15 protein-coding genes are annotated in these 13619 nt (G+C 51.4%); 12 read left to right on the top strand and 3 right to left on the bottom strand.

Annotation, left to right across the window (positions count from 1 at the left end):
* Window positions 1–8: 8 nt before the first annotated feature.
* From isdE to QQK89_RS22770, 5 genes are all read left to right on the top strand, one after another.
* Entirely contained in the window at window positions 9–947 is a 939-nt protein-coding gene (isdE, locus tag QQK89_RS22790; protein WP_284240983.1) for a heme ABC transporter substrate-binding protein IsdE, read from the top strand.
* A 4-nt stretch (window positions 948–951) separates the two neighbouring features.
* Complete coding sequence (locus QQK89_RS22785) at window positions 952–1932, top strand: FecCD family ABC transporter permease (protein WP_284240982.1); 981 nt, start codon at window positions 952–954, stop codon at window positions 1930–1932.
* The gene (locus QQK89_RS22780; RefSeq protein WP_284240981.1) at window positions 1922–2695 is read left to right on the top strand and encodes an ABC transporter ATP-binding protein; all 774 of its coding nucleotides are present in this window, start codon (window positions 1922–1924) and stop codon (window positions 2693–2695) included. The genes QQK89_RS22785 and QQK89_RS22780 overlap by 11 nt, the downstream gene beginning before the upstream one ends.
* A 165-nt stretch (window positions 2696–2860) precedes the next feature.
* A complete protein-coding gene (locus QQK89_RS22775) occupies window positions 2861–4105 on the top strand; it encodes an FxLYD domain-containing protein (RefSeq protein WP_284240980.1) in 1245 nt (414 codons plus the stop codon).
* 11 nt (window positions 4106–4116) lie between these two features.
* Window positions 4117–5265: a S1C family serine protease gene (locus QQK89_RS22770; protein ID WP_284240979.1), complete on the top strand. Its 1149-nt coding sequence runs from the start codon at window positions 4117–4119 to the stop codon at window positions 5263–5265.
* Window positions 5266–5831: 566 nt separating this feature from the next.
* Here the strand turns inward: QQK89_RS22770 and QQK89_RS22765 are convergent.
* Together QQK89_RS22765 and QQK89_RS22760 are read right to left on the bottom strand one after the other, a co-directional pair.
* Complete coding sequence (locus tag QQK89_RS22765) at window positions 5832–6743, bottom strand: hypothetical protein (protein ID WP_284240978.1); 912 nt, start codon at window positions 6741–6743, stop codon at window positions 5832–5834.
* Window positions 6744–6911: 168 nt separating this feature from the next.
* Window positions 6912–7523, bottom strand: coding sequence for a superoxide dismutase (locus tag QQK89_RS22760; RefSeq protein WP_284240977.1), 612 nt, complete (start codon window positions 7521–7523; stop codon window positions 6912–6914).
* A gap of 356 nt (window positions 7524–7879) precedes the next feature.
* Here QQK89_RS22760 and QQK89_RS22755 point away from each other — a divergent pair, with 356 nt between their 5' ends.
* The 7 genes from QQK89_RS22755 (at window position 7880) to folE (ending at window position 12277) form a co-directional block, all read left to right on the top strand.
* A complete protein-coding gene (locus QQK89_RS22755) occupies window positions 7880–8302 on the top strand; it encodes a GNAT family N-acetyltransferase (protein WP_284240976.1) in 423 nt (140 codons plus the stop codon).
* 159 nt (window positions 8303–8461) lie between these two features.
* Window positions 8462–9019: a DUF402 domain-containing protein gene (locus tag QQK89_RS22750; RefSeq protein WP_284240975.1), complete on the top strand. Its 558-nt coding sequence runs from the start codon at window positions 8462–8464 to the stop codon at window positions 9017–9019.
* A 6-nt stretch (window positions 9020–9025) separates the two neighbouring features.
* Window positions 9026–9610 carry a signal peptidase I gene (lepB, locus tag QQK89_RS22745; RefSeq protein WP_284240974.1) on the top strand — a complete coding sequence of 195 codons (585 nt, stop codon included), beginning with the start codon at window positions 9026–9028 and terminating at the stop codon, window positions 9608–9610.
* A gap of 63 nt (window positions 9611–9673) precedes the next feature.
* Window positions 9674–10108, top strand: coding sequence for a ribonuclease HI (gene rnhA / locus QQK89_RS22740; protein WP_284240973.1), 435 nt, complete (start codon window positions 9674–9676; stop codon window positions 10106–10108).
* Window positions 10109–10143: 35 nt separating this feature from the next.
* Entirely contained in the window at window positions 10144–11328 is a 1185-nt protein-coding gene (queG, locus tag QQK89_RS22735) for a tRNA epoxyqueuosine(34) reductase QueG (protein ID WP_434481746.1), read from the top strand.
* A gap of 104 nt (window positions 11329–11432) precedes the next feature.
* The gene (locus tag QQK89_RS22730) at window positions 11433–11648 is read left to right on the top strand and encodes a YneF family protein (RefSeq protein ID WP_284240971.1); all 216 of its coding nucleotides are present in this window, start codon (window positions 11433–11435) and stop codon (window positions 11646–11648) included.
* A 38-nt stretch (window positions 11649–11686) separates the two neighbouring features.
* Entirely contained in the window at window positions 11687–12277 is a 591-nt protein-coding gene (gene folE / locus QQK89_RS22725) for a GTP cyclohydrolase I FolE (RefSeq protein ID WP_284240970.1), read from the top strand.
* Between the two features lie 71 nt (window positions 12278–12348).
* Here folE and QQK89_RS22720 read toward each other — a convergent pair whose 3' ends face one another.
* Window positions 12349–13443 (bottom strand): alpha/beta hydrolase, encoded by a 1095-nt coding sequence (locus QQK89_RS22720; RefSeq protein ID WP_284240969.1) that lies wholly within the window; start codon window positions 13441–13443, stop codon window positions 12349–12351.
* Window positions 13444–13619 lie beyond the last annotated feature (176 nt).

Below are 13619 nucleotides of genomic sequence, written 5' to 3'. Positions count from 1 at the left end.
GAGAAGAGATGATTGCCAGATTGGCGAAAACGCTGGTCTTCACCTTATGTATCATTGCCCTTGCCGCTTGTTCCTCCGGCGGCAACGCTTCACGGGAGCCTGAAGCTTCAGAGGCGGCGAACGCTAACAAGCCGGCTGCAACGGAAGCGGCTCCGGCAGAGCAGCGTATCGTGTCTACCACGGTAGCGATTACGCAAATTATGGATGCGCTGGAGCTGGAGCTTGTCGGCATCCCGACAAGCGTCAAAACTTTGCCGGAACGCTACAAGGCTGTCAAAGAAGTAGGCAATCCGATGAGTCCGGATATGGAGCTTGTGAAGTCGCTCCGGCCAACGGAGGTCCTATCCGTTACGACGCTGAAGGTCGATCTGGAGCCGGCTTTTGATGCGGCCAAGATCGATGCTACTTTCCTGGATCTGACGAGTCTTGCGAGCATGGAGGACGCTATACAATCGTTGGGGCAGAAGTATGACCGCACCAAGCAAGCTACTCAAGTCGTGGGCAAGATCGATGAACAGATCGCGGAAATCAGCAAGCTGACGGAAGGGAAAACGAAACCTACCGTGCTTATTTTGCTTGGCGTGCCGGGCAGTTATTTGGTGGCGACGGAGAAATCCTATATCGGCAATCTGGTGCAGCTGGCTGGCGGGGTGAATATCGCGAGCGGGGCGAAGGTAGAATATTTGGCTTCCAACACCGAATATTTGCAGCAGTCCAATCCGGATATTATTTTGCGCGCTGCCCACGGGATGCCGGAAGAAGTCATCAAGATGTTTGACGAAGAGTTCAAGAAGAACGACATCTGGAAACATTTTAACGCGGTGAACAACGGACGGGTTTACGATCTTCCGGAAGAGCTGTTTGGCACAACGGCCAATCTGGCCGCAGCCGAAGCGCTGAAGTCGCTTGTTCCGATGTTGTATCCGGAAGAGAAGGATGCTGCGTAACGGGATGAGAAAAACAATCAGCTTTGTCGTTGTTGTACTGCTGCTGCTTGGCGTTACCGTCTGGTCGATGACAACGGGCAGCATCAAGGTTGGATTTATGGAACTAGTTAACGGATTGGTCAACGGAAATAACGAGGAAGTGGCGGTGGTCCGCGATTTGCGTCTGCCGCGTATTATCGTCTCGATGCTAAGCGGCGCGGCGCTTGCCGTCTCCGGCACGCTTCTTCAAGCCGTTATGCGCAATCCGCTAGCGGATGCGGGGGTAATCGGCATTTCCTCCGGTGCCGGCTTTGTGTCGGTGCTCATGGTGACGATTTTTCCGGCGATGTTTTTCTGGATGCCGGTGTTCTCGATTGCAGGCGGTATTCTCGCGTTCCTTCTTGTTTATTCGTTGTCCTGGAAATCCGGGCTTAATCCAATGAGAACGTTGCTCGTGGGCGTTGCGATTAACGCAACCTTCACGGGGCTTGGACAGTCCTTCAATTACCGGGGCAGTTATGCGGTGACGTCGGTGAACCAGGCGATTAGCTCGATTTTTACGATGAAGACTTGGACGGATGTGCAGGTGCTGGGGCTGTACGGCTCTATTGGACTGCTGCTATCGCTGCTCGTGATCCCCTGGTGCAATATGCTGTCGCTTCAGGATAAGACAGCGGGAAGCCTTGGGCTGAACGTGGCTCGAGCGCGTATTGTCATCTCCATCATTGCGGTATTATTGGCATCGGTTGCTACGGCGGTTGGCGGGCTGATCCTGTTCGTTGGACTCTTAATTCCGCATATCTCGAAGCTGCTGATCGGTTCCGACCATAAAGCGCTCATTCCGTTCTCGGCGCTGGCCGGCGCGCTGCTTATTTTATCCGCGGATACGATTGGCCGAACGATTCTGGCGCCTACCGAAATTCCGGCTTCGATTATTATGACCGTGATCGGTGGACCATTCCTCGTCTTTATGCTGAGAAAGGGGGGACGCGAGTTTGGAGCTTAATCGGGTAACGTTCGCTTATAACGATAAGGCAAACACGCTTCAAGAGGTTACGGCTTCGATCGAGCCTGGAAAAATAACAACGATCATCGGCCCAAACGGCAGCGGCAAATCGACGTTGCTTGGCGTTCTGTCGCGGCATTGCTTGCCGCAAAGCGGCGAAGCGGTGCTGGATGGCAAAGCGATTGCGGCGTACAAGCCGCGCGAGCTTGCCCGCAAGCTGGCGGTTGTGCACCAGCAGAACGAAGCGCCGTCGGATATTACGGTGGAGAAGCTGGTTGCATTCGGCCGGCTTCCTCACCGGAGCATGTGGATGCCGGGCGGGGAAGAGGACGACGCTGCGATCGAATGGGCGCTGGAGTTGACCAACTTGACAAGTAAGCGGAAGTCGCGTTTGACCGAGATGTCGGGCGGAGAACGGCAACGCGTTTGGATTGCGATGGCGCTGGCGCAGCGGACGCCGATTCTTTTTCTCGACGAACCAACGACCTTCCTGGACATGTTCTATCAGTATGAGCTGCTGGAGCTGATCCGCAAGCTGAACGCCGAGCATGAGCTGACCATTGTAATGGTGCTGCATGATCTGAACCAGGCGATTCGTTATAGCGACTATTTGCTCGTCATGAAGGAAGGGAAGCTGCTGCTGCAAGGACCTCCCGAGTTTGTCGTGACGGAGCATACGATGAAGGACATCTACGGGATCGAAGTTGCCATTCACCGGGATGAACGAACGGGTATGTACATGGTGCCGATTGGCGTTAAATAATGGATATAAATAAGCTGGACCCTGTAGAATCAGGGTTTGGCTTTTTTTATTGGATATGCTTGGAGAAACTTTTTTTATTTTCCGGAAATGAAAAATGGAGATCATTTATTTTTTCATATAGAATAGATAAGAGATATAAAGAGAACACTCTCATGTTGGAGGAGAATGAAATTGTATTGCCATCATTGCGTTAGGGAGCATGATGCGGATGCCGTATACTGCAGCAGATGCGGCAGGCTGCTAGAGCCTTCGCAGCAACAGTTGCATCAAGGTCAGGCAGCAGCATTGGAAGAATGGGATGTAGCAAAAGATCAGGCAAGCACAGCATTAGAACCTTCGCAGCTGCCCGTCAGGCAGACTGGCCGAAGAAAGTTAATCACCGGACTTATCCCCGTCGTACTATTCATTAGTATTGCAGCAGCGCTGCTGTCCTATTATTTATATGAAGCAAGATTAAATAACCGCGTGCTGGAATGGCAGGATACTGCCAGAAAGGTGGCAATGGCGGGCAAATACGAAGAAGCATTCCGGGAGCTGAACAAGGCGGCGGATGCTCGTCCGGATTTTAAGCCGGTGCAGGCGGACTTAAAGATTGTAGAAGAAGCGTTGTCGCTGGGCCGTACGCTGACGGAAATTCAGCAGCGCCTTGATGATCAGGATTTAGCGGAAGCAGCCGTTCAACTGGAGCAGGTGAAGTCGAAGCTCCGCGGACGGGAAGAGCCGATTTTTGGCACGGTACGGGATCAGGTTGAAGATATGTCGACGAAAGTTACGGTACTGCAAGTTTCTTCCGAGTTCAACAGCATGGACAACATCGATGATCTGGCAAGCGAATATAACCAGGTAAAAGGGTTGTCCGGCGATGAAGCGCTTGAGCTGCGCCTGAAGATTGAAGCGAAAATCGCGGATATCAGTTATGGCGAAGCGGAGGAAATGAGAAAGAAGAAAAACTTCTCGGCTGCCATTACAGCCGCGCAAAAAGGGCTGATCTACGCCCCGGATAATGATAAGCTGGCTAAGTTGTACGATCGGATCGTGGAAGAGAAGAAAAATTTCGAGGAAGCAGAGCAGCAGCGGATCGAGCAAGCGATGCAAAAGGCGGCGGAAGAGGATCTGATCAATCAGACGGCAGCGGTCAAAGTGAAGCATATCGATGCGCAGCTTGATATTTTTGGCGATTTTAACGTAACGGGAGAACTCTTAAACGCAGCAACCCGGCCGATCTATTCGGTGTCGATTGAATATACGGTTCACGATTCGAAGGGCAATGTCATCACAACCGGCAAGGTGGATGCAACCCCTTCTTATATCGAAGCGGGCGAGACGTTCAAATTCACCTTTGTTGTACATCACGTGCAGGATGAGAATGCTACAGTTGCTATCGATCATATGACTTGGTATTTGGATTAGGGGAATAAATCATGAAAAAAGAAACATGGATTAGTCTCATCGCTTCGGTGGCCGTATTATGCGCGGGGGTTGGTACCGCCGCTTACATTCATGCCGAGGTACCGAAGCACTTAAGCGGATTGCCGTTGCTCGCTGACGCTAACGCAGGCGCGCCTAAATCATTAAAGGATATTATTTATGCCACGCAAAAGCTGGTCGTTATGATTGAAACCGACGACGGCACGCAAGGTTCGGGCTTCTTATATAACGATAAAGGCGATCTTATAACAAATGCGCATGTGGTCGCGGGGGCCAGCAAGGTCACGGTAAAAACAGCCGATGCGCGGGAGCTTGAAGGGGATGTTATTGGCATCAGCACGGAGACGGATGTAGCCGTTGTCCGCGTGGCGGGGCTTGCCGGCGTAGAACCGCTAGCGATGGTTCGCAAGGAGAAGGCGGAGATTGGCGACGAAGTGATTGCGATCGGCAGCCCGCTTGGTTTTCAGAATACCGTTACAACCGGCATTGTTAGCGGGGTAGGCAGAAGCTTTGAGATCAAGCCGTACACGTATAACGATCTGTACCAAATTTCCGCTCCTATCGCTCCGGGCAATAGCGGCGGACCGCTTGTCGATAAGAAGACCGGCGAGGTGCTCGGAATCAACTCCGCCGGGATTGAGCAGAGCTCCATCGGCTTCAGCATTCCGATCGTAAACGTAATCGATATGGCTGAAGCATGGTCGGAACATCCGATGAAGACGTTGCCGGAATGGAAGCCCGAAGAAGAAGACGGCGCCGTGAAAAAGGATGCGTCCATTACCGAATACGCGGAGTATCTGGTAACCCACTTCTACGACAGCTTGAATAATGCTGATTACGTTTATGCTTATTCGCTCCTAGGCGGCAACTGGAAGCTTGGCACAAGCTACGAGGCGTTCCGCGAGGGGTATCTGATGACCCGAAACGTAGTTATCGATAATCTCCACGTCACCAAAGAAAGCGATGATGAAGCAACCGTCACGGCGATCATTTCGGTTGATGAACGCTTGGACGGGGAATATCGCCTTAGCAAGTATCAGGTGACTTATGATGTTGGTTACGAGAACGACCAGTTGAAGCTGATCAGCGGCAAGGGCAAAGCGATCAAGCAAGAGGAAGAGAAAGACAAGAAAGCTGGATAAGACAAAGAGGCCGCGGGGGAACCGTGGCCTCTTTGTTGTGGACTTTTGTTGAGGTGCGTATGCTTATATGTTGCGCGCAGTGCATCATATTGGAGCATCCGAGCCAAAGTAACTGTATAGTTAGCTTCAGAACGTGGACTCGCGTACGTTGCGTGTATAGCATCCTACGGAGCATCCGAGCAAAGTAACTATTTAGTTGCCTTCAGAACGTGGACTCGCGTACGTTGCACAAATAACACCATAATGGAGCATCCGAGCCAAGTAACTATATGGTTACCTTCAGAACGTGGACTCGCTACGTTGCACGGAATACATCATATTGGGGCCATGTAGCCAGAAATCCGTAATATCCTGTACAGCATGCAGGATTTTACCCATTTATAGCTATTTTTTGGTGCTGAATCGATAATATGCTGTATTCCGTGCATTATATCGGAGACCTCGCCCCTTTTTGGTCCGATATGCTGTATTTTGTACAGCGCACTGCTCCGCTTCACGCTAATGGGGAGAAGAACCCCAAAAAATAAAGCTGTAAGGCTGGTCACAGCCTTACAGCTTTATGGTCTTTATAAGTCTTCCGGGTCGTAGGTGGCAAAATGCTCGGCAACGTTGAGGTGGGCGATATCGGTGAGCTCTTGCGACAATTCATCTTCTTCCGAGCGTCCGGTTATATTGAACGTTAGATCGATTGCGACAGTGTCAAACCGCTGTACGGGGAACGTTAGCAGGGTTTGCGGAATGACGCGGCCATTCAAGCGAAGAATGGATTGAATAGGTCCGCCGATTGGAATGCCGCTGACAGAAGCGATCTGTCCGTTAAACGAGAAGCGTACGACGCCGGTTGCGGCAAGAGCGCCACGAATGCTCATGCCTGGACGGAACGGTACCCGGTAAACATTTGTTACGTTCGGGAAGAAACGTCCTCCGTTAATGACAACTGTTACATAGGCCGGTCCGGGCTGCGGAGGAAATGGCGGGAATGGCCCTGGCCCTGGCGGGAACGGCCCCGGCCCTGGCGGGAACGGCCCCGGCCCTGGCGGGAACGGCCCCGGCCCTGGCGGGAACGGCCCCGGCCCTGGCGGGAATGGCCCCGGCCCTGGCGGGAATGGCCCCGGCCCTGGCGGGAACGGCCCCGGCCCTGGCGGGAATGGCCCCGGCCCTGGCGGGAACGGCCCCGGCCCTGGCGGGAACGGCCCTGGCCCTGGCGGGAATGGCCCCGGCCCTGGCGGGAACGGCCCCGGCCCTGGCGGGAATGGCCCCGGCCCTGGCGGGAATGGCCCCGGTCCCGGTCCAGGCCCTGGCCCTGGTCCTGGTCCTGGTCCCGGTCCAGGCCCTGGCCCTGGTCCTGGTCCTGGTCCCGGTCCCGGTGGCGGAGGAGGAGGTCCAGGCATTAACATGCGTGTACCGCCACATCCGCAATTGCTTACAACGGAGTTGTTGCCTTTCCCTTCGATATACTTATAAGTATAGCTACTCATGCGCTGTGTCAGACTCCTTCGTATGACAGATTAGGCATTCATCCTCATCCATCTTATGCGGCGGATGCCTATCCGTGTGCACGAAGCAGAATTACTCAAGCGGCACTTAACAAAAATAAAACAAGGCTGCCCCAAAAGGGACAGCCTTGTTTGTCAAACAACTGCCTATTAAACAGCTGCTTCGTAACGTTTGCTAACTTCAGCCCAGTTCACAACGTTCCAGAACGCTGCAATGTAGTCAGGGCGTTTGTTTTGGTAGTTCAGGTAGTAAGCATGCTCCCAAACGTCCAGACCAAGGATAGGCGTTTCGCCTTCGAAGATCGGGCTGTCTTGGTTAGGCAGGCTCGATACTTTCAGCTTGCCGTCTTTAACGGAGAGCCAAGCCCAGCCGCTGCCGAAGCGAGTTGTAGCTGCTTTTGCGAATTCAGCTTTGAACGCGTCGAAACCGCCCAGTTCGCTGTCGATTGCCGCAGCCAGTGCGCCAGTTGGAGCGCCGCCGCCGTTAGGACCGATAACTTCCCAGAACAGGGAGTGGTTAGCATGGCCGCCGCCGTTGTTGCGGACAGCTGTTTTGATTGCGTCCGGAACGATTGCCAGGTTGTTAGCCAGCAGTTCTTCCAGGGATTTCTCTTGCAGCTCAGGAGCTTGTTCAAGAGCAGCGTTCAGGTTTGTTACATAAGCGTTGTGGTGACGGCCGTGGTGGATTTCCATTGTCAGCGCGTCGATATGAGGTTCAAGAGCGTCTTTAGCATAAGGCAATGCAGGTAATTGATGAGCCATAATTAACAGCCTCCCATAAATTAGGTTATGTAAAACTCTTCTCATATTATCCCTTATCCGAGTGCATAAATCAACATTAATGTTGCAAAAGTCGACCGTTAGCGGACAATGACATACGAGAAGTAGAATATCACGGAAAGCTCAAAAATATGCAAAAACGGTAGAAAACAGGCCCTAATTCACGTAAATGATAAAAAAGTCCATGTAAGCGCTTAAAATAAAGCGTTTTCAACGTAATTTCGCAAATTTCTTTAAAATTTTTAAGTTTTTTTTAAGAGAAAGGCAGGATTTCGTTTGAAAATGTCGTAAAATATATAAATGCAGCACTATGACAAGGTATAGAAGGTGTATAATTAATGAACGTTCGTTCCTTCCAGTTGTCTGACTACAGACCGGTTACTACACTCCTCGAGGATGTATTGTCTGAAGAGTGTTACGAACAAACGATGGAAGCTTTTGCGCGTCAATTGTCATGGGACAGTGAGCTTGTACTTGTCGCTGTCGAAGAGTCCGAAATTGTTGGTATGATCATCGGCACAATCGATAATAACAAAGGTTATTACTATCGTATCGCTGTTCATACAGATTATCGGCGCCAAGGAATTGGTAAGGCACTTATAGAAGCTTTGAGGCAGCGCTTCGAGCAGCGCAACGTTTCCAAAATATTAATTACCGCCGACGAGCATAATGAACCGGTATTGCCGTTATACGAAGCGATGGGATATGCTTCGAACGACTTTTTCCGTTCATTTCAAAAATTAAGTATTGTAGCAGGCTAAGCGGCTTTCCGCCGATCAATTAGCCATTATGTGCAGGGCATATCTGCATCGCCATTGCTTTTGGCGGTCAGATATGCTTTTCTATTTAAAAGGACTATTGTTTGGAACTACGATTGAGGCTACCTCAGGCTCGTTTCACAATAAGTAAGGAGAGGCGTCATGGACATTTATCGGCATTGCGTTATCAAAAGCTTTAAACACGACGGTCATATTCACCGAACCTGGCAGCGCAATTACCTTGTGCCGATGGACCGGCTTGCCCCTGTGCACAGGGATAACAACATCATTGTGCTCATAAATCGTCAGACGCCTATAGTGGAATCCGACGGCAAGCAATGGATTAGCCGGGTACCTGCGGTATCCTTCTTTATTCCTGGCGAATGGTTTAATGTCGTAGCGCTTCTTGAAGACAGCGGCATTCGTTATTATTGCAATATTGCGTCTCCTCCTTATATGCAGGGGGATGTGCTTACTTATATCGATTACGACCTGGATGTGATCCGCACGACCGAAGGCAACCGTTACGTGGTAGATCAGGACGAGTACCAGATGCACAAGCTGGCGTACCATTATCCGCAAATGGTGGAGGACAAGGTTCAGCAAGGACTCGCAGCCCTGCTCAAACGAATGGACGAGGGAGCGGTTCCTTTCCATGACGAGATTGTCCAAGGCTACTATGCAGACTGGCATAGCGCTTGCGGGGAAAGTGAGGGCTAAGCTTAGATGAGTGTTTCCCCTTCGGAAATTAAGGATTCTGCCAGGCAAGGCGCCAAGGCGAAGTCGCGATGGGTCAGAGAATTGCTGGAATGGGTAAAAACGATTACGATTTCTTTTCTGATCGTGATGGTGCTTCATCTGTTCGTATTTAATCTGTCTACGGTTGAGGGACATTCCATGGAGCCTACGCTTCTGGACAAGGAGTGGCTGTTCGTGAACAAGGCTGCTTACCTGATCGGGAATCCAAAGCTTGGGGATGTCGTCATTCTCGAGGATCCGTCCGCTTATGGCGGTGACAAGGATTTTCTCGTGAAGCGGGTTGTTGGCGTTGCAGGGGACCGCATTGAAATCTACAATAAAGAGCTCTACCGTAACGGAGTTAAAGTAACTGAGAAATATACAAACGTCGAGATCGAGGATCTGGACTTTATGCCTGTAATCGTTCCGAAGGGGCAATACTTCGTAATGGGAGATAACCGCCACGCGAGAGCGAGCAAGGACAGCCGAATATTCGGTACCGTTCCGAGGTCTATGATACACGGGAGAGCGGATTTTATTTTATGGCCTCTGAAGCAGGCAAAAGCGTTATAAATCCTCCATTCGTATTTCTATAAGCAGATACATACGAAGTCATTCTTATTAGGAGGACCGTAGATGAAAGAAGTAACGATCTATACGGACGGGGCTTGCTCCGGGAACCCCGGGCCAGGCGGCTGGGGGGCCGTTTTGTTTTACGGCGTTCATCGGAAAGAACTTTCCGGAGGCGAGAAGCACTCGACCAACAACCGGATGGAGATTCAAGCTGTTATTGAAGCTTTGAGCCTTCTGAAGGAGCCATGCAAGGCAAAAGTTTATAGCGATTCTGCTTATGTCGTCAATTGTTTTCAGAAAGGCTGGATTCACGGCTGGCTGCGCAATGGCTGGAAGAACAGCAAGAATGAGCCGGTTGAGAATCAAGATTTGTGGAAAACGTTATGGGATCTGATGAAGCGTCATCAGGTGGAATATATCAAGGTGAAAGGGCATAGCGACAACGAGTGGAACAACCGCTGCGACGAGCTTGCCCGCGAAGCGATTAAACGATTATAGCTTTGGATACACAGTGGAAGGGAGCTTAGATGCTAATGGACAGCCGCTGGGCACGATTAAAAGAAGAATTGCGGGAAGCGGCGCGGGGCCTTGGCATCGATAAGATTGGCTTTGCTTCCGCTGATCCGTTCACGGAGCTGAGAACAAGGCTGGTCCGGCATCGCGAGCTTGGCCGCGAGTCGGGTTTCGAAGAGCCGGATTTGGACAAACGGACAAATCCGGCTTTGTTGTTCGATAATCCGCAATCCATAATAGCAATTGCGGTCGCTTATCCTGCTAAATTGTCTAATCCCCCCAAGTCGGAGCCGGGAGCAAGACGCGGTATTTTGTCGCGCTCCGCTTGGGGCGAGGATTATCATAAGGTGTTGCGGGACAGAATGGCGAAGCTTGAGGCATGGCTCCAGGAACGGGTACCGGAAGCACGATTCGAGAGCATGGTCGATACGGGAGCTTTGTCCGACAGGGCGGTTGCCGAGCGGGCCGGAATTGGATGGAGCGCGAAGAACTGCTCGATCTTAAGCGAGGATCTCGGTTCATGGATATATCTTGGCGAGATGATTACGAATATCCCGTTTGAGCCGGATACGCCGGTTACGGAGGGCTGCGGGGAATGCACGAAATGCATCGATGCCTGTCCGACGGATGCGCTTGTTGGTCCGGGACAGCTGGATTCCAATAAGTGCATTTCTTTCATAACGCAAACCAAAGGATTTATCTCGGACGAGTATATGCGCAAGATCGGCAACCGGCTATATGGCTGCGATACTTGCCAGACGGTCTGTCCGGTGAACCGGGGCAAGAACTGGACCCATCAGCCGGAGCTTCAGCCGGATCCGGAATTGGTCAAGCCGTTGCTCGTGCCGCTCCTCACGATCGGCAACCGGGAATTCAAAGACCGCTACGGCCATACTTCTTCCGCATGGCGCGGCAAGAAACCGATTCAGCGAAACGCGGTTATCGGCCTTGGCAATTTCAAAGACAAAAGCGCCGTTCCGGACTTGATTGGCGTGCTGAAGGACGATACCCGTCCGGTATTGCGCGGAACGGCCGCTTGGGCGCTTGGATGGATCGGCGGAGACGAAGCGATGGAAGCTTTGAAGGAAGCCTTGCCAAGCGAACCCGATGGGGAAGCAAAAGCCTATTTGGAGCGGGCGATTGCCAGCCTTGAGGCGGACATGAACAGACCCGAAGAAGGAGCTTCGATCCCGCGTGAAAGCTAGGAAAAATTACTTCCGCGGGACGTTTGCGAATGCCCGCTTTACATGCTATCATAGGGGTCATTATAGACAATAGGCTGGTTTAATAGAAAGGGCTGGGTTATATTATGTGGAACATCATTATTCCGATTGTAACTTTAATCGTAGGGGTTGCAGGCGGTTTCTTCATCGGGGTATTCTACCTGCGCAAACAGCTGGAGAAGATGCAAAACGACCCTGAAATGATTCAAAAAATGGCTAAACAAATGGGCTACAACTTGAACAAACAGCAAATGAATCGTGCACAGCAAATGATGAAAAATCAAAAAATGCCACGAAAATAAGCGCAGTTGGTTGGTAGTAGCCGGAAGAGGTGAATCGCATGGCGGGAATGAAAGACTACGTCAATACGGCGGTATCGCGCAACCGGGAGCAGATAGAATTTCACGTGAAGGAAATTTTGAAGCTGGTTGGCGAAGATGTGGAAAGAGAAGGGTTACTTGAGACGCCGGCTCGCGTTACCCGGATGTACGAAGAGATTTTTGCAGGTTATGAAGCTGATCCGCGGGAAGTACTTGGCGTTACGTTTGATGAGCAGCATGAAGAGCTTGTCATCGTAAAGGACATTGTTTACTATAGCCAATGCGAGCATCATATGGCTCCATTTTTCGGGAAGGCCCATATCGGATATATTCCAAGCGGCAAAATCGCCGGTCTTAGCAAACTTGCGAGACTGGTCGAATCGATAACGAGAAGACTGCAGGTGCAGGAGCGGATTACGACGCAAATCGCCGACATTATGCAGGAAGTGCTGAAGCCTCAAGGCGTCATGGTTGTCGTTGAAGGCGAGCATCTGTGCATGTGCGCACGCGGCGTGAAGAAGCCGGGCAGCAAGACGGTTACGTCTGCCGTCCGCGGCGTATTCTCCGACAGTGCGCTCCGTTCGGAGTTCCTGTCCTTGCTCAAGCAATAGAGTCCTATACGAATGAAAAAGCCACTGCGCTATGCAGTGGCTTTTGTTGTATCGGTATAAGTGCGGTATGCTTAAGCTTTGGAGGCTGCTGCTTGTTCTTCGTGTTCGGCTTGGAACTGTTGATCAACTTGCCCGAGGAATAAGGCCGCGCGCTGAATGTATTCCGTCGGAGAAGCCCGGAAGAGCATCTCATGCTGGCCGCCGGGGACAATCCAGGAACGGGAGAGCGGATTGCTCTGCTTCGCCGCAATTTGTTCGGCTAGCTGGTAAGGTGCTTTGGCATCGTTTGTGCCGTGCATCATGTACACCGGTATGTCCAAGGAATTGGCTAATATTTGATTGACCGGTACCTGCTTCAAGTGCGTGCCCGACCATGTCGGCAGCATCAGCTCAATTAGCTGCTTGGACGGGAACTTCGGAAGCGGCAATATTTGCGTCACGTTGTGGAACATCGTATCCGCCGTTGCCAAGAAGGTACTGTCGAGAATCATCGCATCGATATCTTTTGTCTGCAAAGCAGCTTGGAGCGCCGTGCCGGCTCCCATCGAGAAGCCCCAGACGACAATTTCTTCGGCCCCGCGCGACTTGGCGAAGTTGATAGCGGCAAGCAGTTGCTGCGATTCTTCGATGCCTGCGGTAGCCGGAGCTTTATATTTCTCGGAAGCGTAGCCGTAGTCGAAAAGCACTACATTATAGTGAAGCCCGTGAAGCAGCTTGGTGAGATCATACATCGGCACCCAGCTTTCTTCGCGGTTCGCACCGTATCCGTGGCTGAAGATGACCGTTCTCTCCGACGCTGCGGTAGAGCTTGCAAGAGCGGTATCGGAATCATGATCCGAAGCGGGTACATACCAGCCGCTTACGGTTGTTTTACCGCTTGCGCTAGGGAATAAAATATCTTCATAATCGAGGCCGGCAGCGGCCTTTGGGTTCGAAGTAAGCGGCGCTACATAGGGATAGGTCAACATCCAGGCAACGTATCCGTAAAACACAGCCACAAGCAGCAAACATAGAGCGGTGAATGAAGCGGCCAGTGCGATCAAGAAATGTTTGCGTGTCTTTATCCTAGGCCGATGCTGCTGCAATCCGCCATCCAGCGGAAATGGCTGCAGCGTTTGAGGAAAGCCGGTTTCCAGCGGCATTGGTGTCATTATCGTAGTACTCATCGCATTGTCCCTCCCCACAAACTATGTAAGCGCTTCTACACGTCTAGTACTTTAATCGTAGACCCGTAGGGTAAGCCTGTCAATTGATGTCGACGTAATGTTAATCATTTGTAATCAGGCTGTAATGAAAGATCTTTTCTTTACCATTCTCGTTTAATTAAGGTATACTGGGTGAT

Origin of the sequence: Paenibacillus glycanilyticus, from assembly GCF_030161375.1 — a bacterium.
Classification (GTDB): domain Bacteria; phylum Bacillota; class Bacilli; order Paenibacillales; family Paenibacillaceae; genus Pristimantibacillus; species Pristimantibacillus glycanilyticus_B.
The sequence above is the reverse complement of the archived record's forward strand: the minus strand, read 5'-3'. Positions and strand labels throughout refer to the sequence as shown.